The organism is Burkholderia orbicola (genome assembly GCF_900100915.1).
GTDB classification, from domain to species: domain Bacteria; phylum Pseudomonadota; class Gammaproteobacteria; order Burkholderiales; family Burkholderiaceae; genus Burkholderia; species Burkholderia orbicola.
This window is the reverse complement of record NZ_FNKW01000002.1, coordinates 2,829,375-2,850,695: the sequence shown is the minus strand read 5'-3', so window position 1 is coordinate 2,850,695 and position 21,321 is coordinate 2,829,375. Positions and strand designations below refer to the sequence as shown.

The following is a 21,321-nucleotide window of genomic DNA, read 5'->3' as shown; positions in this document are numbered from 1 at the left end:
CGCTCCCGTCAGTGCGCGGCAGGCGCGCCGGCATCGGCCACGGCCTGCGTGCCGGCGCCGGGGTCCGCCGCGGCGTGTGCGGGCAGCGCCTTCGGCTTCACCTGCGCGCCCGGATAGTAGATGCGCTGCACGCCGTCGACCACCACGCGGTCGCCCGACTGCAACCCCTTCTCGACGATCCGCTCGCCGTCGAGTTCGCGGCCGATCGTCACGTCGCGGCGTAGCGCCTTGTCGCCCGGGCCGATCACGTATACGTACTTGCGATCCTGGTCGGTCAGCACGGCCTTGTCGTCGACCAGCAATGCGTCCTGGTCGCGGCCGCTCACGAGCTGCACGCGCGCATAGAGGCCCGGCGTGAACGTATGGTCCGCATTCGGCAGCCGCACGCGGGCGCGGATCGTGCCGGTTTGCGGATCGAGCCGGTTGTCGAGGAAATCGACGGTGCCCGCATGCGGGAAGCCCGTCTCGTTCGCGAGGCCGACGCGCACAGGGTCGGCGCCGATCGCGCGATGCGTCGGCGCGGCGCGCCGCGCGTTGTAGCGCAGGTAACTCTGCTCGTCGCAATCGAAATACACGTAGACCGGGTCCTGCGACACGACGGTCGTCAGCAGCGTGTCGTCCGCGCGCGCGAGGTTGCCGACGGTCGCGACCGCACGGCCGACCCGGCCCGCGATCGGCGCGCGCACTTCGGTGAAGCCGAGATTGAGCTTCGCGTCGGCCACGGCCGCATCGGCCGCCTGCAGATCGGCACGCGCCTGCTCCGCGGTGGCGCGCGCGTTGTCGAGTTCTTCCTGCGACGTCGCATGCGCGTCGATCAGCGTCTGCACGCGCTTCAACTGCACGTTCGCGAGGCTCGCGGCCGCACGGGCGCGCTGCTGCTGCGCATTCGCCCGGTCGAGCGCGATCCGGTACGGGCGCGGATCGATCTCGAACAGCAGCGCGCCCTGCGCGACCACATCGCCCTCCTTGTACGCGACACGCTGCAGATAGCCGCTCACGCGCGGCCGCAGTTCGACCGCATCGACCGCTTCGACGCGCCCGTTGAATTCGTCCGCGAGGCGGATGGTACGCGGCGCGACGGTGGCGACGCCCACTTCGGGAAGCGGCTGGGCCGACGATGTGCCTTTGCCATCGTGACAGCCCGACAACGCCAGCAACAGGGCGCAGGCCGCGCCCAACGGCGAGGTCCTGCGTAGGGAAAAGGAGAGCATGATGCCTCGCGACGGGTTAAACTGCCACGTAGCATAAAAGTTGAAGTTAACTTCAAGTCAAGCTTTCCCGGAGGGCGTCATGGGTATCCAGGAAACCCCGCAATGGCCGCTGATGTCGATCCGCGAAGTGGCCGCGCGCAGCGGCGTGCCGGCGTCGACGCTGCGTTTCTACGAGACGCGCGGGTTGATCAAGTCGCACCGCAACGGCTCGAGCCATCGCCACTATTCGCGTGCGGTGCTGCGGCTGATCGCGTTCATCGTGTTCGCGCAGAAGATCGGCTATTCGCTCGACGAAATCGCCGAACAGCTCGTCAGCCTGCCCGAGGACACCGCGCCCAGCAACAAGGACTGGCAGCGGCTGTCGCGCGGCTGGAAGCAGCGCGTCGCGAGCCGGATCGAGGAGCTGCAGCGGCTCTACATCAATCTAGACGAATGTATCGGCTGCGGCTGCCTGTCGCTGAAACGCTGCAAGCTGACCAACCCGGAAGACCGTGCCGGCCGCAACGGGCCCGGCGCGCGGCGCTGGCTCGGCGACAAGCCGCCGACCGATGCCGAGTGACGCGCCGGCCGTACGCGCGCTGCGTCACCCGACGCGCCAGCCGCCGTTCACCGCGATCGTCGCGCCGGTGACGAACGACGCGCGCGGCCCGGCGAGCCACGCGACCGCGTCCGCGACGTCATCCGGCTGCCCGGCGCGGCCAACCGGCGTCTGCACGCGGATCATCGCCGCGACGGCCGGCGCGACCCCGCTGTCGCCAAAGAAACGCGTGCCGGCGATATAGCCGGGCGCGACCGTATTGACCGTCGCGCCGCGCGGCCCCAGTTCGCGTGCCAGCGCGACGGTGAAGCCTTCGACGCCGGCCTTCGCGGCCGCATACGCGAGGCCGCCCGGCAACAGGCTGCCGGCGCGCGCCGCGATCGAGCCGATGTTGACGATGCGCGCGGCGCGATCGGCCAGGTGCGGCAGCACGGCCATCGTCGTCAGGAACAGGCTTTTCAGGTTCGCATGGAGCACCGCGTCCCATACGGCCTCCGCTTCGCCCGCCTTCGTATCCGCGCCGACGCGACCGGTCAGTCCCGCGTTGTTGACGAGGACGTCGATACGCGGCCACCTTGCAACGATCGCGGTGACCACCGCTTCCGCGTCGTGCCGCACGCTCAGATCGCCTGCCTGCCCGATCGCCGCGCCGCCGAGCCGCGCGACGGCCGCCTCCAGCCGCGCCGCATCGCGCCCGACGATCGCGACGCGATACCCGTCCTGCACCAGCCGGCTCGCGATTGCGAAGCCGATTCCGCTCGACCCGCCCGTGACGATGGCCGTTCGCTGCTGTTCATTGCCCGTCATGATCTGTCCTCCTGAGTATCGACGGTTGACGACAGGGACATTCTGGGCAGCCCGGAGTGATAGGTAAAATACGAATTCGATGATCTACTGATACATGGGCGGTATCGCATGATCGATCTGCGCCAGTTCCGGCAATTCATCGCGGTCGCCGAGACGCTCAGCTTCCGGCGCGCGGCCGAGCGACTGCACATGGCCCAGCCGCCGCTCAGCACGGCGATTCGCAAGCTCGAGGATGAATTGGGCGTCGCCTTGCTCGAACGCGACAACCGCGGCTCGCGGCTCACGCCGGCCGGCGAGGCCTTCCTGCTCGAAGCACGGCGCGCGCTCGAACAGGCCGAGCGCGCGGTGGCCGTGGCGCGTCGCGCGGGCGCCGGCCTCGGCGGCACGCTGCGGCTGCGCTTCGTCGACAGCACGGTCAACGCGCTGTTGCCGTTGATCCTCCGCGCGTTTCAGGAGCGGCATCCCAACGTCGATTTCCAGCTCGAGGAAGGCACGACCGCCGACCAGGTGCTCGCGCTGCGGCAGGACCGCACCGACGCCGGCCTCGTCGTGCTGCCGGTGGCCGATGCCGGCGACGTGCATGTCGAGCCGCTGCTGCGCGACCGGATGGTGGCCGCGCTGCCCGACGGCCACCGGCTCGCGCACCGCCGCCGCATCGCGCTGGCCGAGCTGGCGGACGAACCGTGGGTCATGTTTGCCGCGCACCACGGGCCGGGCATGCATGCGCTGATCGTAACGGCATGCGCGCAGGCGGGCTTCGCGCCGCGGGTGGTCCAGCAGCCGCGCCAGATGCAGACGACGGCCGGGCTCGTCGCGGGCGGCATCGGCGTCGCGCTGATGCCGCGCCTGTTCGTGCCGATGCATCCGCAAGGCATTACGTTCTGCGAACTGAAGGATGCGGGCAGCCCGCTCGCGTACGAACTGGCGCTCGCCTACCGTACGCCGTCGCCGCTCGTCGATGCGCTGCGCGAGAGCGCGCGGAACGCGGTGCGCGAACTGGGGCTGGTTGCCGCGACCTGACCGCGCGCATCGCGCGCGCGGCGCTCAGGCCTGGTCGCCGAGGAAGTTGAACACGACGCCGAGCACGGCCTCGCGGAACGCCTCCGGCCGTGTCGGGAGCGACGTGTACTCCAGCATCATGTGGCTGTACGACACCGTCGTGCCGATCGCGCTCGCGATCATGAAGAACAGCACGTTCGGATCGACCGGACGAATCGCGCCGGCCTCGACCGCGTCCGCCAGCAGCGGAAACATCGCGTCGTGATACGGGCGCACGATCCGCTCCTGCAGCCGGTCGAGCCGCCCGCCCTCCTCGGTCGCCGCCGTCGAGAAGAACATGCCGATATCAGGCTCCGCGAATTCGTGATCGACGCACAGCTCGAGCGCGCGCCGCACGCGCTCGCGATGCGGCAGCGACGACGCGCGCAACGCACGCAGCGCGTCGAACATCGGTTCGGCCAACTCGACGATCTGCTCGACGACGGCCAGCCATAACGTTTCCTTGGTACCGAAGTGATGGGCGATCAGCGCCGCGTCGATGCCCAGCTCGCGCGCGACTTCGCGCACGCTCGTCGCGTCGTAGCCGCGCTTCGCGAACGTGCGGCGCGCGGCCCGCAATATCACGTCCGGGCCGACGGACGCATCCGCCAGCGGCCGTCCGCGCGTACGCCGCTTCGACGGCGCGCGCTCAGTGACTTCTGCCACGTTTTTCCTGCTCCTTGAATGATTCGAATGCCCGTGTTCGGTCCCCGGTATCACGTACCGGAAGCGGGCGGCCTGCCCCGCTCCGTTGACACGCGGAGCCGGGAAGCGCTAGGATCATACCTTATTCATCACTTGATGATTTATCCATGACAACCCCTACACGCATCGTCATCGTCGGCGGCGGAATCGCCGGGCTGCAGCTCGCGACCCGCCTGGGCGAGCGTCTCGGCCGGTCCGGACGCGCGCAGATCACGGTCGTCGATCGCAGTCCGACACACATCTGGAAGCCGATGCTGCATACGATCGCGGCCGGCACGCGCGACGTCCAGCAGCAACAGGTGATCTTCCTCGCCCATGCCCGCGACCACGGTTACACGTACCAGCCCGGCGAACTGAAGGGGCTCGATCGCGCTCGCCGCCGCGTGCAGCTCGGCGAGATCCGCTCGCAGGACGGCGACGTGGTGATCGACGCACGCGAACTCGAATACGACGTGCTGATCCTCGCGCTCGGCAGCCAGGCCAACGATTTCGGCGTGCCCGGCGTGCGCGAGCACTGCTACTTCATCGACAGCCAGCAGCAGGCGGAGACCTTCAACGAAGCGTTGCGGATGCGCGTGTTCCGCAGCATCGCGCGCGACGAGCCGTTTCGCGTGGCGATCGTCGGCGCGGGCGCGACGGGCGTGGAACTCGCGGCGGAACTGAGCCGTTTGCTCGAAGTGGCGCAGGCCTATGGTGACGACACGGTGCGCGAGCGGCTGCAGCTCACGCTGCTCGAAAGCGGCCCGCGCATCCTCAACGCGTTTCCGCCGAAGATTTCCGCATCGGCACAGCGGCGGCTCGAACAGATCGGTTTTCGCGTGCTGACGTCGACGCGTGTCACGTCGGCCGACGCGAACGGTTTCCATTACGGCGACGGTTCGTTCGCCGAAGCCGACCTGATGGTGTGGGCGGCCGGGGTAAAGGCGCCCGACTTCATGCAGGCGCTGGGCGGGCTCGATACGAACCGCGCGAACCAGATCGTGGTCGGCCCCACGCTGCAGGCGACCGGCGACGAGCACGTGTTCGCGATCGGCGATTGCGGCAGCCTGCTGCCCGACGGCCAGGAGCGGCCGCTGCCGCCCACCGCGCAGGTCGCGACGCAACAGGCCGAGCATCTCGCGAAGCATCTGCCCGCCTGGCTCGACGGCACGCCGATTCCGCCGTTCGCGTTCCACGATTTCGGCGCGCTGGTGTCGATCAGCGATTACGACGCATTCGGCACGCTCGGGCAGTTCGGCTTCTTCCGCGGCGGCTTCATCCAGGGGCGCTTCGCGCAGTTCAGCCACCTGATGCTCTACCGGCGGCACCAGCAGGCGCTGCACGGTTTCTCCAAGGCGACCTTGCTGTGGATCGCCGAACGGATCAACGGCTGGGTGCAGCCGCGCATCCGCCTGTCGTGATGCCGCGCGCCGCGGCACCGCGTAACGTTTCGAGGAACAGAGACATGAACAATCGTGTAGCGCCCTGGCTCATGACCGTCGCCGCAATCGGCAGCTTCGACATGCCGTCCGTTTCGTGGGGCGGGCCGCGACGGCGCAGCGTCACGCGCGACCGGCTGCCGTCGTGGGACGCGACGAGCAAGCCGACCATCAGCGTGCTCGAACGGCCCACCGCCGACACCGTGATGATTTCGTGGTGCGACGCCTGCACCGGGCACTACGGCTACCAGAAGTGGCGCCTGTTCACGACGCGCAAGCGCGGCGTGTGCGCGCTGTCGGGGCGACCGATCGAGATCGGCGACAGCGTCTATGCGCCGCAACTGCTCGGCTCGACGCCGGGCAACGCCGCCGCGATGGTGCTCGCGGCGTGCATCGACGAAGCGCTCGCGGCCTGACCGTCAGGTCGACGTGGGCTGACCGGCGCCATAGGCCGGCGCGTTGTTCTGCCGTTCAAGTTCGGCATCGAGATGCGCGGCATGCGCGCTCGCTTCGGACTCCGACATCAGCTCGCCTTCCCACTTCGCAACCACCGCGCTGGCGATCGAGTTGCCCACCGCGTTCGTGGCCGAGCGCCCCATGTCGAGGAACGTGTCGACGCCGAGAATCAGCAGCAGCCCGGCTTCAGGGATGTTGAACTGGTGCAGCGTGGCCGCGATCACGATGAGCGACGCGCGCGGCACGCCGGCCATCCCCTTCGACGTCAGCATCAGGATCAGCAGCATCGTGATTTGCGTGCCGAGCGACAGGTGGATGTCGTAGGCCTGCGCGATGAACAGCGTCGCGAACGTGCAGTACATCATCGAGCCGTCGAGGTTGAACGAATAGCCCATCGGCATCACGAAGCTCGAGATCTTGCGACGTACGCCGAAACGGTCGAGCGCGTCGAGGATCTTCGGATACGCGGCTTCCGAGCTCGCGGTCGCGAACGACAGCATGAACGCTTCCTTGATCAGCGCGAGCAGCTTGAACACGCGGCGGCCGAGGAACAGCAGCCCGGCCGCGACCAGCGTGGCCCACAGCAGCACGAGGCTCGCATAGAAGTCGCCCATGAACACCGCGAACTTCAGCAGGATCGACAACCCGTTGACCGCCACGGTCGACGCCATCGCGGCCATCACCGCGAGCGGCGCGAGCTTCATCACGTAGCCGGTGATCTTCAACATCACGTGCGCGAGCTGGTCGATCGCCGCGACGAGGATCTTGCCGCGCTCGCCGAGGGCGGCGAGCGCCACGCCGAAGAACATCGAGAACACGACGATCTGCAGGATCTCGTTGTTCGCCATCGCCTCGGCGATCGACTTCGGCACCATATGACCGACGAAATCCTTCAGCGTGAACTTGGACGTCGCGAGATGCGCGGACGCGCCGATGTCCGGCAGCGGCAGGCCGAGGTTCTCGCCGGGCCGCAGCAGGTTCGCCATCAGCAGGCCGAGCAGCAGCGAGATCAGCGACGCGGTGACGAACCAGCCGAGCGCCTTCACGAACACGCGCCCGACCGACGACGCATCGCCCATGTGCGCGATGCCGACGACCAGCGTCGAGAACACCAGCGGGCCGATCACCATCTTGATCAGCCGCAGAAACACGTCGGACACGAGCGAGATGTAGCCGGCGACTTCCGTGGCCGCCTGCTTGTCGGGAAGCTGCGTGTAGATCAGGTAGCCGACCAGGATGCCGGCTGCCATCGCGAGCAGGATCCAGCCTGCCGCAGACATTCGTTTGTTCATGACGGAATTCGCCGGGTGGCGATGGAGTTGACGGAAGAAAGGCGCGCGTGCCGCTCAGACTGGCGGATGCCCGCTGACGGACGCGCTTGCCGCCGCACCGGCATTCGCGGCAACGCGAACGCCGGCGGCAGCGATTCGACTTGAAACGGTCGCGTCAGTAGCCGATCGCCGAGCCGGCCGGGCGGCGCGGGTCGTTGTAGCCGTAGATGAAGCCGACACGCACGTTGCCGGACACCGACGAATCGTTCCCGGAACTCTGGCGGCTCGCCGCTTCGGTGCCCGGCAGGCCGACCATGATCAGCTCGGCGGCGCCCCACGGCGTCTGCTCGACCATCTTGTAGCCCATGTTGCGCAGGATCGCGAGCGTGTCGGGCGACAGGCCGTAGGTTTCGTAATAGACCGCGTCGGGCAGCCACTGGTGATGGATGCGCGGCGCGGCCACCGCGTCCTGCGGCGTCATCCCGTAGTCGATCACGTTCAGCACGGTCTGCAGCGTGATCGTGATGATGCGCGAGCCGCCCGGCGAGCCGACCACCATGAACACCTTGCCGTCCTTCTTCACGATGGTCGGCGCCATCGACGACAGCGGACGCTTGCCCGGCGCGATCGAGTTGCGCGTACCCTGCACGAGGCCGAACAGGTTCTGCGCGCCGACCTTCACGGTGAAGTCGTCCATCTCGTCGTTCAGGAAGAAGCCCGTGCCCGGCGCGATGACCACCGCGCCGAAGCGGCCGTTGACCGTATAGGTCGTCGACACCGCATTGCCGTCGTGATCGACGATCGAGTAATGCGTCGTCTCCGGCTTCTCGTGCACGCCGACACCGGGCTGCACGTCGACCGAAGGCGTCGCCGTATCGGCATGGATGCTCTTGCGGATCTGTGCCGCATATTCCTTGCTCGTCAGCTTCGCGACCGGGTTGTCGATGAAGTCCGGATCGCCGAGCAGCGTGTTGCGGTCTTCGTACGCGTGGCGCATCGCTTCGGTCATGTAGTGGACCGCAGCGGCCGAGTGATAGCCGAGCTTGCGCAGGTCATACCCTTCGAGGATGTTCAGCGTCTCGCACATCGTCACGCCGCCCGAACTCGGCGGCGGCGCCGACACGAACTCGTAGCCGCGGTACGTGCACGTCAGCGGCGCCATGTCCTGCGCGCGATAGGACGCGAAATCGGCCGCCGTGATCACGCCGCCGCCGCGCTTGGCCGCCGCCTCGACGATCTTCGGGATCTCGCCGTGATAGAACGCGTCGGGCCCCTGCTCCGCGATGCGCTCGAGCGTGCGGGCCAGATCCTTCTGCACCAGGCGGTCGCCCGGCTGCAGCGCCGTGCCGTCCGGGCGCAGGAAGATGCGCGCGGCTTCCGGGTCCTTCCTGAAGCGCTCGACCGTCGTGTCGAGGATGTCCGTATCGCCGCGCGTCAGCACGAAACCGTCGCGTGCGAGCCGGATCGCCGGCGCCATCACCTGCTTGCGCGTCAGCTTCCCGTACTTGCGCTGCGCGAGATCGAGGCCGGCCACCGTGCCCGGCACGCCGACCGCGCGATAGCCGTACAGGCTCTGGTCCGGAATCACGTTGCCCGACGCATCGAGATACATGTTCGCGGACGACGCGGCCGGCGCGGTCTCGCGGAAATTGATGAAGCGGTCGCGACCGTCGGCCAGGTGGATCGTCATGAAACCGCCGCCGCCGATGTTGCCGCAGCACGCGTTGGTCACGGCTTGCGCATAGCCGACGGCCACCGCCGCGTCCACCGCATTGCCGCCTGCCTTCAGGATGTCGACGCCGATCTGCGACGCGAAATGCTGCGACGACACCACCATGCCGTTCTTCGCTTCGACCGCCGGGTCCGACGCGGCGAACGCGCATACGCTCATCGCCGACAACAGGGTGAGTACTACGAGCCGCCTCATGACGGAATCCTCCAGACGAATAAACCGGGCCATGCCGGGATGCGTCGACGCGCGACTGGTTGTCGACGCTGCCGGTTCGACATGTAATAAACGATACATTTCAGCGAGGCCGCGATCATATCATTCGCTTTTTTGTACCAAAACCTAGGGTAACCACTGAATTTAAAGTGAATCATCCGGGACGGATCGGATGGCACATGTTTGATTTATTACATATATGAACATATCGTCTGGCCAGGTAATGCGTCCCTCTAATTTGGAACCGCACGCAGCCTGCCGCACGTCGATCGGCTAACATGCGTGCAGTTGCCGGCAGACGCACGTCTGCCGTTTCATTGGGTCATTCAATTCAGATAGAGAGCCGGAGTGCCGATGGGGACGAGCATCAGGGCGTTGCTGTTATCCCAGATGGATAGCTTCACGCCGTCGGAACAGAAGGTCGCGCAGGCGTTGCTGGATCGCTATCCCAGTCTGGGGCTGGGCCCCATCGCGCAGGTTGCGAAGCAGGCGGAAGTCAGCGATCCGACCGTGTTCCGCTTCGTCGTCCGGATCGGTTTTCCGAACTACTCGTCGTTCCAGCAGGCGCTGCACGACGAGATCGACACCGCGATGAATTCGCCGCTCGCGCGGATGGATGCGTTCCACTCGGAAACGGGCATGCGCGATAGTCACGCGGCGATTTTCCAGCGGCTGTCCGAATCGCTCGCGACGACGATCGACGGGCTCGACGCGGCCGCGTTCGACGCAGCCGTGGCGGTGCTGGCCGATCCGGACGTGCGCGTCTTCTGCGGCGGCGGGCGCTATACGGCGCCGCTCGCGTCGCTGTTCTCGTTCATGCTCGCCTATACGCGGCCGCACGTGCAGTACGTCGAGCCGAACGTGAATCTCGCGTCCGTCGCGCTGGCCGACATGGGACGCACCGACGTGCTCGTGATCTTCGATTTTCGCCGTTACCAGAAGGACAGCATCCGCTTCGCGCAGGCCGCGCACCAGCTCGGCGCGCGCATCCTGCTGATCACCGACGAATGGCGCTCGCCGATCGGCGAGTTCGCGGAGATCGTGCTGCGCATCCAGGGCCGCCCTTTCGCGATGCTGCAGACCAACGTGCCCGCGCTGGCGCTCGCCGAAGCGCTGGTGATCGGCGTGACGAACCGGCTGCCGGAACTGGCGCGGCAGCGGATGGAGAAGATCGAGCAGCTCAATGCGGGCGGGATCGAGTGGGACGTGAGTCGGCGGGATTTGCCGGAGTGATGCGTGCGGCCATTCGGCTTGGGCGTCAACGCTCGGCCTCGCCGCGTGTGCAATTCGAATCCCGAACTGCAAATACGCACATGTCACGCGTCTTGCCAACCACCATCGCATTCCCTCGTTCAGGGCGCCAGCTCCATCCAGTTGCTCGTCACGACCAGCTTGACGGGATCCGTCTTCTTCCACTGCGACTTCGGAATCACCAGTTGCCACTCGGCATCGCGCTCATCCCGAAAGAATCCCGCCACGCCCACAACTTGCGCGTCGGCTGCCATTGGCGCGGACAGCGTCACCGTGGCGCCGGGCACGAGCGTGGTCTCGATGCTGCCGAGCAGATCGGTCTTCAGTAACGCACGGTGATCATCGAGCAGCGAGACGTAAGCTGCATTCTCGAAGATATGCGCATCCTTCAACTGGTAGACGCGCATTACAACCGGTAGCGATTGCCCCTGCTCGCTCTCGTTGAGTGCGGCGCGGCTTTCGACCACGAGGTTCATCTGCTTGACCTTCGTGACGAAAATCGCGCGTGTCATGCCGGCGGTCGTCTCTTTCATCGATTGCCACATACCGCAGCCAGACAGCAACGCGGCCGTCATCGCAATAGCAGCCGCCAATCGAATGCGTCGCATCATCGGATGTGCTCGCGGCGTCACAGCCAGTCTCCCGTCTTGATCGTGCATGGATAGCGCCGGCTCGGGCCGCCCACGCCTTCATACAGAACGAGCCGCACCGCGAAATGGAAGCACGCGTAACGACCGACGAAACGGCTGAGTACGTCGCCGAACAGCGCGACGTCACCCGGCCCGGCAAAACCCGACGGCTCGATACCGACGTTCACATTCACGATCCGGTCGACACGCGCCCCGACGCATTCCGTTTCCTCATCGAGCCAAACGTGATGAATCGCATCGATGCGTCGCCGGTTATCGTCCTCCCGTGTCCAGTCGTACAACGACAGCGCGCCGCGCAGCACATTCGCGTCCATCATGTTCAGTTCGGTTGTGCCGGCCCCATTGAAGTGAGAAATCACCCGCCAGTCATAATCGCCGCCGCGCGGCGGATACAGCGGCATCGTCGGGGCCGTCAAATTGTGCACGCGCTCGACACCATTGAAGGTCGAAGCAGGTGTGGTAACCATCGATTCACGCAGCGCCATCCGCGGCAGTCGCCCGTTGTTTGCCAACACCCGGACCGTTACGTGTCCGTCCGGCAAGCTGCCCGGTTCATCCCAAAGATGTCCGCCCAACGTCACGACCATCTCGCGCCGGCCCGTCACGCCCTGCCGAATCGAAGCGTGGTAGTACCGATCCGGCGACTCGTGCCGGATCATCCCGCCGCGGTGCCGGAATGCCTTGATCGACTGATACGGGTATTGCCTTGCGGTACGCGGATCGGTCGCCACGACCGACAGTACATCGTAGGGCTCGACGTGCTCGCCTGCGGAGGCCGGGGCGCGCACCGGATAGTCGCGGTCATGCGCATTGGGGCGGATGGCCTGCGCGTCCAGTTCGAGCAGGTTGATCACCGGCGTGCAGAACAACCGGATGTTGTCCGCGCCTAACGTGGCGTCACCGGGAATCCGGTCTCGAATCACGATCTCGAATTCAAGCCGTGTTTCGCCCGGCGGCACACTGGCCGCGTCGAAACCGCACAAGTCCACGAAGTGGAACTTCTCGGGGAACGCGAAATATTCGAGCATCGTCTGCTCGCGGTCGAGATCGACGTCGCGTGCATCAAGGTCGGTCGGCCACAGTCGCGCCTGCGCGCCGAAGCCCGCCGCCTCGATCGTCATCGCCGGGCGGGGGTGTAGCTGGCCGTCGAGCAGGCGCGGCATGCGCACGCCGATCGACTCCACCTGGCGCGTGAAAACCGCGTACAGCGCCGATGCAGTCGGCCGGTCGCCATGCAGGTATAGCCGGATACGCGACAGGTCGTCCAGCAACCGCTGTTCTCGGTGCAGCAGGTCGAACGCGAGCCGGATCACCGTACGGCCGTCCTCACGCATGCGCGCGCCCGCTTCACGCACGTTGAGCGGCAACAGGTGTATCGCCCGCGTGGTTCGATAGACACATATCGTCCCGTCCGGTCCGACCGGTGTCGAACGTACCTGCAACCCCGGCGGCAGCGTATCGAGTATCCGCGCCTCGCCGGAGCGCGGCACGCACTCGAGGATGGTCAGCGACGGAATCGTGCGGCCTGTATGCGGCCACAGATGATCGAGCAAAGGATCGGTGATTTCCGGCGCTGCGTCGTCGAGCTTCATCCGCAGCCGGCTCGTGAGAAACGCGAAACCCTCGTAGGTCTGCTCGACACTGTCGTGGCGCGCGCCGGGCATCGTCACCCCCACGCGGCGGGCGCCTTGCGGCTGGGACCTCGCGAACTCCCTGCCCGCCTCGCGCAGGTATCGCATCTCCGCATCGAAATAGCGCAGGTACCGGTCGTCCTCCGTCCCGAAACCGCCACCGGCGTGCTTCGTCGGATGGGTCTTGTCTTCACTCATGGCTGGAAATCCGGTGGCAGTGGCGGCAGAAGCGGCATCGTCGGCACGGCACCCGCCTTGCCGACGACGAAAATGCGATCCGGCATGCGGAACCCGCGCAGTTTCAGCAAGTCGATCGGCCCGGCTCCGACCCGCGTGCGCAACACGTACGACAGCGGCTCATCGCCCCCCTTGTTCCACGTGAGCCGATAGCGCGTGCCGTCGAGCGGCTTGATCTCGGCCTGGCTCAGCAAACGCAGGAATGCCCAGTCGCCGGTCGCATCAAATGCCTGTCGCAGGCCAGCGTCGAGCGTCTGCCATGTGAGCCTCGCGTGCCCGTTCAGGCCGTTGCCGGGCCACGCCAACGGGGTCCAGCGCTCCTGCTGATTGAAATAGACGAGCTGCATGCCGTCGACCGACAGTTCCGAGCGCGTCACGTTCGGCGTCGGCAGCGCCATCATGTCGAACTTCTCCCCGGCGTCGGCCTGCGGGTAGAGCTGTGCGCCAACCGTCGACAACTGCCGAACGGCGCTCAGGAATGCCGGGTCGAACCGCAACGCCTGCGGGGCGAGCTCGCTGGGTGCCCAATGGTCGCCCTCGAGTTTCATCACACCGGCCAGTTGCGTCGCAACGAAACGCGAAATCAATCCGGTATCGGGCCGCACGTAGCGGCCAAGCTCGGCGAAGGACGCATCGGCCTGCGTATCGAAGAACGGATAGCGGCCGCTCATCGCCGCGTTGAACGGTGCGGCAACACCGGCTCGCCATGCGTCATTCAGGCTCGCTGCCGCCGGTTGCAGGATCGTCTGCCATGCGGCTTCGAGCGGCTGCGCAAACGCCGTATCGCCGAAACCCGCCCACGCCGTACCCAGGCTCGCGGCCGTGAGCGCCGCGTCGTTGCGCGCCTGCGACAATTCCGACAACTTGCCTTGAAATACTGCCTGGGCGAGCGAGCGCGCCATGACCTGAGCGTCCGGACTGCTCGCGATCTGTTGCAGCTTCAGCCGCATCGTCGTGACGGCCGTCAGGTAGCGCGACAAGCTGACACCACTTAGCGCGATGTCGGCCGGCGTGGCGCGCTTTCCGTTTTCCCCGGCAGACGCCGCGCCCGTGTCGCCCCTCAGCACCAGCAGCGGGCCAAACGCCTTGTCGAGCGGGTTGACGACGGTCGTCCCCATCTCGTCGTCAGCCCCGATCAGGTTCTGCGCCTTTCTCACCAGGGTGTCGGCCAGCGCCTGCGATGGCCGCCCCGCTAACGCCTGATACTGCACGGATCTCATCAGCGCGATCAACGGTGACGTCTGAGCGTCCGCCAGTCGGGAAAGCTGTTCGATCGCACCGCTGAGACTGGACGCCGGTTGCCACTGCATACTGTTGAGCATGCGCTGCCATGCCGCCGTGTACTCGCCAAAATACCGGGCCGTCAATCGCTGCTTCAGTTCCTCGGCTGCACGTTTCTCATTGTCGATCGCCGTGGTTTGGGTCATGCCTGGCGAGAGCGTATTGCCGACCCTGTGCGATCCCTGCGGACCGGACAGCACCCAGTCACTGCTGATCCGGCGTTCATGTGACGCCTTGTCGATTGCCGCGGCGACCATGCCGTCCCACGCGGCACGGGTATAGATCCCCGGGACAGTCTGCGACGCTGCGAACATCCCGCGCGCATCGGCGCCGTTCAGGAGTGTTTCGAGCGACGCGTCGGCGTATTTGTTTTTGACCTCGTCGAGAATGCGCTGGTACACCGTGTCGTCAGCCGATGCGAGTCCCATCTGCGTGACCAGCATGTTGCGGGTCGAAGTCACGATGCGATCGTCAGTCGCGATCCGCCATTCGGGATGTGCTTTCAGATGATCGGCGTAGAAGCCTGCAAGCCGCCTGCCAGTATCGTCACGCTCGCCGAGCGGCATCTCGACCGGCCGCGCCCACAGGGTGACGAGCGCGCGCCTCAGGAATGCGGGCTCGGCAAGCGAGGGCTCGCCGAGCATCAGATAAGTCTTGAGCGCGTTGTAGGTACTACGTCGCGTGTCCTGAGATTGCAGGCTATCGGCGCGCGCCTGATCTGCTGCCTTCAACAGTTCGTCGATCGTTTGTACGACAGGCGCCTGCAAGTTGCGGGTCGCAGCGATTCGGTACGGTTGCCAGAGACCGGCGAGGATATCGTCATTGCGGGACAAGCCCGCCCGCAGGTACCACGGTGCGCCATGCTGCTGCCGGTATTCGAGCCTTTCCATCAACTGTTGTAGCGCCAGTTGCGCGCGCCACGCAGCAGCGGTCTGCGGCCGCGCATCGACCGCTGCGCGCGCTGCCGCCTTCGCTTCGCGCATGAGTTGCTGGTTGCCGACGAACGATGCGGTCATCCATGCGCACCACGCTATCGCCGCAACGATCACGCCGATCGCCAGCGCATCCGGCCAGTAGAATCCTACCCGCCGGCCAATGCGTCGCCGGCTGGCGATTGCGCCCCACGCGGGTAGAAGTGCAGCGGGTTGCGGCGGGAACTCAATCGACATGTTCGTCACCAGTGCGCTCTCGTCCGCAGCGATCGGTACCGGCGTCGGCATGGCCGCTGTCGTCTTGAATATGGGAGCGAACATCACGCCAGCCAGCGGCGCGTGCAGCCACTGCGATGCACGAAGTGCTTGCCAACCGGTAACGATGTGTTCGAGCTGTGTCCCGATGTATTGCGAGATTTCGGCTAGATAGCTGATCCGCGTGGGCGCTGTACATTGCTGCACGCCCGCGTCCGCCGTATCACGCTCGATCGCGGCAAGCTGATCGCGCGGGACCAGCGCCGGCTGCTCCCCCTTGCATGCCGCCCCCGGAAATACACCGATCGCTTCGAACGTTTCGGGGCGATCGCCCTGCGCGGGCACGGCGTGCAGCAATGTAACTGGCGCGGCCCAGCCAATGTCGGTCGACAGCGCGGCAAGTGCGCGTGGCAATTCGATATCGCGCTCGTCCACGTGCGTGACGTGCACAACACCGTCGACCGGCTGTCTGCTCCGCAGCTTACGGATCTGCCGGCGCCATACGCTCGCATCGATGCCATCCGGTGCCGCGTGCACGAGGATCGCATCGCCGACCGGCATCACGCCCGCGCGCTTCAGGCCGGGCGCGACTTGGTCGAGCAACGTGTCCGCACCGGTCACCATCAGCCACTGCGATCGGTATCGCCAGCGTCGGCCCTGCGATACACGTAGCTCCTCGAACAGGCGTTGCAGGCGGGCGTCGCGTTTGAGCGGCTGTCCCGTCGTTGAAGCAGCCTCCTTCTCGCCGGTTTGCAGACGAAACAGTTTGGCAGCGCCCGCATATGCGCCTGTCGATATCGCAATCAGATGAATGATCACGATGACAACCAGCAATACCGGAATACCGATCAATGCCAGTGTGCGAGGCGTGCCATCAGGGACGCCGAGGCGCTCCCCCTGGAACCAAGCCAGCACGAGCGCTGCAACGGCAATAACCAACGCAGCAAGGGGCAGCCCCCAGACTGCGACGCGGCTGGGAGCTTCGTCGGTTAAGGCCGCTTGAGGCCGCGCGTTATGCACGTTATCTTTGGATATCGACATGCGTTGAAGCCGTTTGATCTTGGGGTAAAACATGGAGAATGGCCGATTGCGAGCCATCGACGACGAGTTGCGGTCCGTCACTCGCACCGGACTCGATCGCCGCAGCGATCGCCAGCAGACCGTTCGCTGCCCGCATGTCGCCAACCATACGATCCAGCCGACTCTGCGCAGCGTCTTTTGCGGCAATCACAAACCCGGCAGCATTCAAAGCGCGGTCGCAGTTTTCAACCGGCCGCGTTATCCATGCGCGCGTCACCGACGCGGCATCGGCTTTGCCCCAGATCGCGGCGTTCGCGAAACCATATTCTGGGTCAGCGGAGTCGCCTACAGCGGGCCTATGTAGCGCAGCCTTTCTGCTGACCTCATGCGGAAGCCCGAAACAGCCGGCATCGAGCAACGCAGCCACACATCCCTCGGCGAGGCTCTCATCGATATCATCGTCGTACCACATCGCAGCGATGACGAGGAGCGGACGGGATTCATGCGTATCAAGCCATACATCGGCCACAAGCAACCCGTCGGCAGCCGGAACGGCCCGGACTTCCAAGGGCGGAAGCGCCGCCAGATGCATCGCAGCGCGAACCTGGGTCAAACGCATGTTCGCGACGTCCGATTCGGTCAATACGCGTACTTGGGGCCAATATGCCCTTTCGTATCGAGTTAATGCCTGAATGCTTCCAGCGAGAGGCTCAAGCGCAGCGCGGATCATCTGCACAACTGGATCGGCCTTCTTCGGCCCGGCAGCATTGTCAGTTGGGGTTTCCTCTTCATCCGCCATGAATGAAGCGTCCAGTGGCGGATCATTGGACGGGTCGTCCAGTAGCGGGTCGTTGTCCTCAAAGCGATTGCACAAAACCTTTCCTGAGCCGTGCCGCGGGGCTTGCACCTGCATGAGGGAGTGCTTCCCTATCAGAACGTCGGACAGAGATGCCCCGCCAAGAGGCAGGCAATAGCCTGCGCCGAGTACATAAAGCGGTCGCTGCGCGAACCCGATCTTCTTCGCAAGCCAGCGGTCACGATGATGGTTGCGCCAGTATGCGCGATACCACAGCCCCTCGTAGCCTGCGCGGCCAAAGCCGAGCAGGACCAAAAACAGCCCGTTCGGCATCCCAATAATCAAGCCCCAAAACCTGAGGCCACTCGCAGGCTCGCTTTTCGGCCACGCGAGCAAAACAACCACCGGGCCGAACACATTGCAGACGAACCAAGTTAATGCCCACGGCCAGAAACGCATCCTGGGCGGATACGCGCTGGGGCGCCCGGCGGGAGAAAGATCGACCGGCATTACTCGAAGTGGACGTTCGGTAGCGACGAAATCAATCGACAACCACATGCACATCGATGGCCGTCCAGCGCGAACAGCTTCTCGTCGCGATCGGAATACTTGTCGGCGCCCTCGTCAATGACGGTCGGACCATGCAAGTCGCAGGTCGCATTATCGCCTTTACGTGCAAGCGGCCTGTCCATGAACATCATCCATGGCGAGCCGCTGGTGACTTCACCGCCATGTTCGAGCTTGTCACCTTTGCGAATGGGAGATTGCATATATCGGCTATCTAGTTGAGTAAGGATTTTCTGAGTTCCCAGCACACCGCGAGCCCAATCTCACGGACAAGTTAATGGCGAATGAAAATCTATCGATCCCCTTCGTTTGCCTCAGGAGCCGTCGATCGCAAGGAAACGATTTCAATTCCGTCAAGCACCACAGGAATTCGATCGCTTTCCTTTTTTCCAAGCCTCTTCCCCACAACCTCAAACGAGAAGCACGGAAAATATATTGCATCAGGGCATATTAAAAAATAATCAGGAACACGCACCCTTTCTCGATCGCCATATACTGAATTAACATAGGCAACGGTTCCACCCCACCCCTTTCCTTCATATTTTTTTTGCCATACTATATTACGCACATATCGCCCACCAGAATCTTCCAAAGCAATTTCGTCGGCTGCAGTAACTTTATTCGCAACACTCGAATCTGACACACTCGATCCAGCCACAAAACAACTAAATGATAGCTTCCCGCGCACAACTCCCCTATCCAGCTTCATCACAAGGTAAAAATCAAACGACACAATTCCATTATTTAAATTTACAGACGAGTCAACTATTTTTGATGATATATTTTCACCGAGAATGTATCCACACCGACCCTCCAATAGCGATACATTATCCCGGTAATTGACGTGACCACTCGAAGCAAACTCAGCTCTTGCAGCTCCATCAAGCCAAAAAAATACCAAAAACGCCAAAAAAACATTTCTCATGGCAACTTCCGTCTTGTGAAGTTTTCCGGCCACGTTAGATCCTCCTGATTTGGGCCCTTGAAAACCGCAATATCAGTCAAAACCATTAGCGCATTAGTGAACGACGTCGATCGATCTACTAGACCATTCATGTTTGGTGGATTCTTGCCTGTGGCACCCGGATAGTTCACTGCCGCAGCACAATTCGCAAAGGACTGGTTGTAATACCATACCTTAACCCCAGCATTTGTTCGGATTGCCCTTCTTTCGCTCACCCCCATCTCGTCCGCATATTTATTTGCACTGTCCACCCGTGGTCGCGACGGATTGTTCGCCGTTGGCATTGATTTTCCAGACCAAACCCAATAAGCACCTGCACTATGACTTGCGTGACAAACATCTCTTGCAATCTCGTTTCGCCACGTCAACTCCTGCTCCCCCGGTGGCAAACTCGGGTTTCGACCAATGAATTTAAAATATTTATAATAATTATTATTCCCACCACCCATATTTCCATTAGGATTTGTCAACTGCAAAAAGCCCCGACCAAACCAACCGTTGTGCAAGTCTGTTGCACTATCATTGCGATTCCCTTCCGTAAGATAGCGAAACCACCCTGTCTCCTGTGTGGCATTTGCTATAAAGCACGCCTGCCGATCAGGAGTGTCAAGTTTGAACTTTCTCATCGAATTGTTCAAGCCCAGTCCAAATCTATCAAGCAAAGATGAAGCATAATCCGGATTTGGCGATTCCCATACTCCCTGAGAGGGCGAATTATGCGACCCGGGCTTTCTAATGACGCGATCCGGTATAAGCTGAATCATCTCCTTCTTACTGAGCCACCCGCATTTCCTGAAGTGCCGGATAAATTCAAGCGGATGAAAATACCAGAACTTCTGATCCGCTAGCGACGATTCGGACGGCAACTTGTCCAGAAACTGAAATTTTCCGAGGAACTTAATAAACGAGGTATAGCCATCTGGGTTGGTATCTTTCTGCTTGCCAAAGAATCCATCTGGTTCATTCAGACCTTTATAGCGATCGTCGTTGTCCGACGGATCCCACTCGCTGCGCGCGTTGAACACCAACCCTCTGAGCTTTGTACGCACACCCTCTGCATTCTGCACATAGCCTGCGAGCAACTGGTTGGCATTGTCGTCGTTGTTATTGTCGTATTCGAGCGGCTGGATCATTCCGGACGTTGCCTGTGGATCAGCAACGCCGGTCAGACGGCAAAGCTCATCGTATCCGCATAACCCGTCCTGATTAAACGGTGTATTGCTTTCATCAACTTTTTGCCAACCCTTGAAGAATGGAAAGTCGGCGTCCGATAATTTGATGATCTCGTCAGCAGCGATGTTGACATATCCTTGCGTGCCATTCTCATCGGTTGGCACCGCGACCCAAGTAGCAGGGGCCTCTCCCGGCATCACCGTACTTGAAAGAATTCGCCCAAAGCGCAGCATTTCATAGCCATCGCTCGGACACTCTGAATAGAGTGCTACCGCTCGATCATACAGATCATATTCATACTGTTCCGTTTCTCCGTCGTACGGGTCAGCAACCGGAACCTGTGTAAGCAGGATAACGTTGCCGCTGCTACCACGGTCGATCCACGCGGTTGTATAGCGCCGCCCCTTGTTGAACCACGCTTCCACATAAAGGATGTCTTGCTCACCAATTGAGCCGCCTGGCAGTCGCGGAAACCAGTCGTCCGTCATACCCGCCGGCTGCGCGACAAAATCCTGTGGACCCTTAATGATGAAATAGGAATGTCCCCAGTAGTCGCTCGACGCAGGCTGAACAGGATCTTTCTCACCCAGTTGAACCTGGTGGCCGTCCTGATCAAACCAGGCTGTAAAGTCAGCTTCCGACATGAAAACTTCGAAATGCAGATGCCGCACCCCCTGATGCTGACCGACGTACCCGAGCATGTCCTTGCGGTACACCTTCTTTGCGCCGCCCGGCTGAACGACTCCGTCTTTGCCGCCCGCCGTATCGAGCAGCCATTTGGGGAGGGCATTCATCGATCCCTCGGCCGGCGGATCGGTTGGCTGGGGAGCAAGCCACTCCTGTTCGGTCATGTCCAGCAAATGCATATATAGTGAGTAGAACGTGATCGTTCGCCCATGTCCTGTCTCGGTCTTATGTCTGAGTAAGACAAATCCCGCATTCGAGTTCAGCGCTGGTTGTCCAGTCGGATCTTTCGCGCCATCAGACAGAGCGCTTTTGCAAACGCGATACGCGACCACCTCGCCGTCAGCAATTGCCCGCACCGGTTCGTGCTGCTCGCCCGGATCCAGGTGAATGCCACAGTGAAAGCGCCGGTCAAAGGCAACGGGATAGACCCCATGATGACCAATCTCGAACTGATCGACGACGTCCATCATAGGGTCCGTCTTTGACGC

General features: G+C 63.3%; 17 protein-coding genes. 5 read left to right on the top strand and 12 right to left on the bottom strand.

Annotated elements, in window-relative coordinates:
* Window positions 1–8: 8 nt before the first annotated feature.
* The gene (locus BLS50_RS29580; protein ID WP_074806335.1) at window positions 9–1,211 is read right to left on the bottom strand and encodes an efflux RND transporter periplasmic adaptor subunit; all 1,203 of its coding nucleotides are present in this window, start codon (window positions 1,209–1,211) and stop codon (window positions 9–11) included.
* A 79-nt stretch (window positions 1,212–1,290) separates the two neighbouring features.
* On the opposite strand from BLS50_RS29580, the gene soxR reads away from it, so the two are divergent.
* Window positions 1,291–1,770 carry a redox-sensitive transcriptional activator SoxR gene (gene soxR, locus BLS50_RS29575; RefSeq protein WP_027805447.1) on the top strand — a complete coding sequence of 160 codons (480 nt, stop codon included), beginning with the start codon at window positions 1,291–1,293 and terminating at the stop codon, window positions 1,768–1,770.
* A 24-nt stretch (window positions 1,771–1,794) separates the two neighbouring features.
* On the opposite strand, the gene BLS50_RS29570 is transcribed toward soxR, so the two are convergent.
* Complete coding sequence (locus BLS50_RS29570) at window positions 1,795–2,556, bottom strand: SDR family NAD(P)-dependent oxidoreductase (RefSeq protein WP_074806332.1); 762 nt, start codon at window positions 2,554–2,556, stop codon at window positions 1,795–1,797.
* Window positions 2,557–2,664: 108 nt separating this feature from the next.
* On the opposite strand from BLS50_RS29570, the gene BLS50_RS29565 reads away from it, so the two are divergent.
* Window positions 2,665–3,576 carry a LysR family transcriptional regulator gene (locus tag BLS50_RS29565; RefSeq protein ID WP_011547390.1) on the top strand — a complete coding sequence of 304 codons (912 nt, stop codon included), beginning with the start codon at window positions 2,665–2,667 and terminating at the stop codon, window positions 3,574–3,576.
* A gap of 24 nt (window positions 3,577–3,600) precedes the next feature.
* Here the strand turns inward: BLS50_RS29565 and BLS50_RS29560 are convergent, their stop codons facing one another.
* Window positions 3,601–4,260 (bottom strand): TetR/AcrR family transcriptional regulator, encoded by a 660-nt coding sequence (locus BLS50_RS29560; RefSeq protein WP_074806329.1) that lies wholly within the window; start codon window positions 4,258–4,260, stop codon window positions 3,601–3,603.
* Window positions 4,261–4,406: 146 nt separating this feature from the next.
* Here BLS50_RS29560 and BLS50_RS29555 point away from each other — a divergent pair, with 146 nt between their 5' ends.
* Window positions 4,407–5,699, top strand: coding sequence for an NAD(P)/FAD-dependent oxidoreductase (locus tag BLS50_RS29555; RefSeq protein WP_074806327.1), 1,293 nt, complete (start codon window positions 4,407–4,409; stop codon window positions 5,697–5,699).
* Between the two features lie 44 nt (window positions 5,700–5,743).
* Entirely contained in the window at window positions 5,744–6,133 is a 390-nt protein-coding gene (locus BLS50_RS29550; RefSeq protein WP_053525057.1) for a DUF3331 domain-containing protein, read from the top strand.
* Between the two features lie 3 nt (window positions 6,134–6,136).
* Here BLS50_RS29550 and BLS50_RS29545 read toward each other — a convergent pair whose 3' ends face one another.
* Window positions 6,137–7,465 (bottom strand): dicarboxylate/amino acid:cation symporter, encoded by a 1,329-nt coding sequence (locus tag BLS50_RS29545; protein WP_074806325.1) that lies wholly within the window; start codon window positions 7,463–7,465, stop codon window positions 6,137–6,139.
* Window positions 7,466–7,619: 154 nt separating this feature from the next.
* On the bottom strand, window positions 7,620–9,371 hold the full coding sequence (ggt, locus tag BLS50_RS29540; protein WP_074806322.1) for a gamma-glutamyltransferase: 1,752 nt from the start codon (window positions 9,369–9,371) through the stop codon (window positions 7,620–7,622).
* A 372-nt stretch (window positions 9,372–9,743) separates the two neighbouring features.
* Between ggt and BLS50_RS29535 the strand changes: the two genes are divergently transcribed.
* The gene (locus BLS50_RS29535; protein ID WP_011547384.1) at window positions 9,744–10,622 is read left to right on the top strand and encodes a MurR/RpiR family transcriptional regulator; all 879 of its coding nucleotides are present in this window, start codon (window positions 9,744–9,746) and stop codon (window positions 10,620–10,622) included.
* A gap of 119 nt (window positions 10,623–10,741) precedes the next feature.
* On the opposite strand, the gene tssJ is transcribed toward BLS50_RS29535, so the two are convergent.
* The 7 genes from tssJ to BLS50_RS29505 form a co-directional block, all read right to left on the bottom strand.
* Window positions 10,742–11,299, bottom strand: coding sequence for a type VI secretion system lipoprotein TssJ (tssJ, locus tag BLS50_RS29530; RefSeq protein WP_256334215.1), 558 nt, complete (start codon window positions 11,297–11,299; stop codon window positions 10,742–10,744).
* Window positions 11,269–13,119 (bottom strand): type VI secretion system baseplate subunit TssF, encoded by a 1,851-nt coding sequence (gene tssF / locus BLS50_RS29525; RefSeq protein ID WP_074806316.1) that lies wholly within the window; start codon window positions 13,117–13,119, stop codon window positions 11,269–11,271. Before tssF ends, tssJ begins: the two co-directional genes overlap by 31 nt.
* On the bottom strand, window positions 13,116–16,700 hold the full coding sequence (locus BLS50_RS29520; protein ID WP_256334214.1) for an ImcF-related family protein: 3,585 nt from the start codon (window positions 16,698–16,700) through the stop codon (window positions 13,116–13,118). The genes tssF and BLS50_RS29520 overlap by 4 nt, the downstream gene beginning before the upstream one ends.
* Entirely contained in the window at window positions 16,648–18,000 is a 1,353-nt protein-coding gene (locus BLS50_RS29515; RefSeq protein ID WP_256334213.1) for a hypothetical protein, read from the bottom strand. Before BLS50_RS29515 ends, BLS50_RS29520 begins: the two co-directional genes overlap by 53 nt.
* Window positions 17,952–18,212: a PAAR domain-containing protein gene (locus BLS50_RS29510; protein WP_074806309.1), complete on the bottom strand. Its 261-nt coding sequence runs from the start codon at window positions 18,210–18,212 to the stop codon at window positions 17,952–17,954. Before BLS50_RS29510 ends, BLS50_RS29515 begins: the two co-directional genes overlap by 49 nt.
* An 89-nt stretch (window positions 18,213–18,301) precedes the next feature.
* A complete protein-coding gene (locus BLS50_RS35660; RefSeq protein WP_143028386.1) occupies window positions 18,302–18,967 on the bottom strand; it encodes a hypothetical protein in 666 nt (221 codons plus the stop codon).
* A complete protein-coding gene (locus BLS50_RS29505) occupies window positions 18,931–21,303 on the bottom strand; it encodes a hypothetical protein (protein ID WP_412668067.1) in 2,373 nt (790 codons plus the stop codon). Before BLS50_RS29505 ends, BLS50_RS35660 begins: the two co-directional genes overlap by 37 nt.
* Window positions 21,304–21,321 lie beyond the last annotated feature (18 nt).

Excerpts from the sequence above, each read along its gene's own strand:
- BLS50_RS29580 (WP_074806335.1), bottom strand. The coding sequence starts at position 1,211 with ATGCTCTCCTTTTCCCTACGCAGGACCTCGCCGTTGGGCGCGGCCTGC.
- soxR (WP_027805447.1), top strand. The coding sequence starts at position 1,291 with ATGGGTATCCAGGAAACCCCGCAATGGCCGCTGATGTCGATCCGCGAA.
- BLS50_RS29570 (WP_074806332.1), bottom strand. The coding sequence starts at position 2,556 with ATGACGGGCAATGAACAGCAGCGAACGGCCATCGTCACGGGCGGGTCG.
- BLS50_RS29565 (WP_011547390.1), top strand. The coding sequence starts at position 2,665 with ATGATCGATCTGCGCCAGTTCCGGCAATTCATCGCGGTCGCCGAGACG.
- BLS50_RS29555 (WP_074806327.1), top strand. The coding sequence starts at position 4,407 with ATGACAACCCCTACACGCATCGTCATCGTCGGCGGCGGAATCGCCGGG.
- BLS50_RS29550 (WP_053525057.1), top strand. The coding sequence starts at position 5,744 with ATGAACAATCGTGTAGCGCCCTGGCTCATGACCGTCGCCGCAATCGGC.
- BLS50_RS29545 (WP_074806325.1), bottom strand. The coding sequence starts at position 7,465 with ATGAACAAACGAATGTCTGCGGCAGGCTGGATCCTGCTCGCGATGGCA.
- ggt (WP_074806322.1), bottom strand. The coding sequence starts at position 9,371 with ATGAGGCGGCTCGTAGTACTCACCCTGTTGTCGGCGATGAGCGTATGC.
- BLS50_RS29535 (WP_011547384.1), top strand. The coding sequence starts at position 9,744 with ATGGGGACGAGCATCAGGGCGTTGCTGTTATCCCAGATGGATAGCTTC.
- tssJ (WP_256334215.1), bottom strand. The coding sequence starts at position 11,299 with ATGCACGATCAAGACGGGAGACTGGCTGTGACGCCGCGAGCACATCCG.
- tssF (WP_074806316.1), bottom strand. The coding sequence starts at position 13,119 with ATGAGTGAAGACAAGACCCATCCGACGAAGCACGCCGGTGGCGGTTTC.
- BLS50_RS29520 (WP_256334214.1), bottom strand. The coding sequence starts at position 16,700 with ATGTTTTACCCCAAGATCAAACGGCTTCAACGCATGTCGATATCCAAA.
- BLS50_RS29515 (WP_256334213.1), bottom strand. The coding sequence starts at position 18,000 with ATGTGGTTGTCGATTGATTTCGTCGCTACCGAACGTCCACTTCGAGTA.
- BLS50_RS29510 (WP_074806309.1), bottom strand. The coding sequence starts at position 18,212 with ATGCAATCTCCCATTCGCAAAGGTGACAAGCTCGAACATGGCGGTGAA.
- BLS50_RS29505 (WP_412668067.1), bottom strand. The coding sequence starts at position 21,303 with ATGATGGACGTCGTCGATCAGTTCGAGATTGGTCATCATGGGGTCTAT.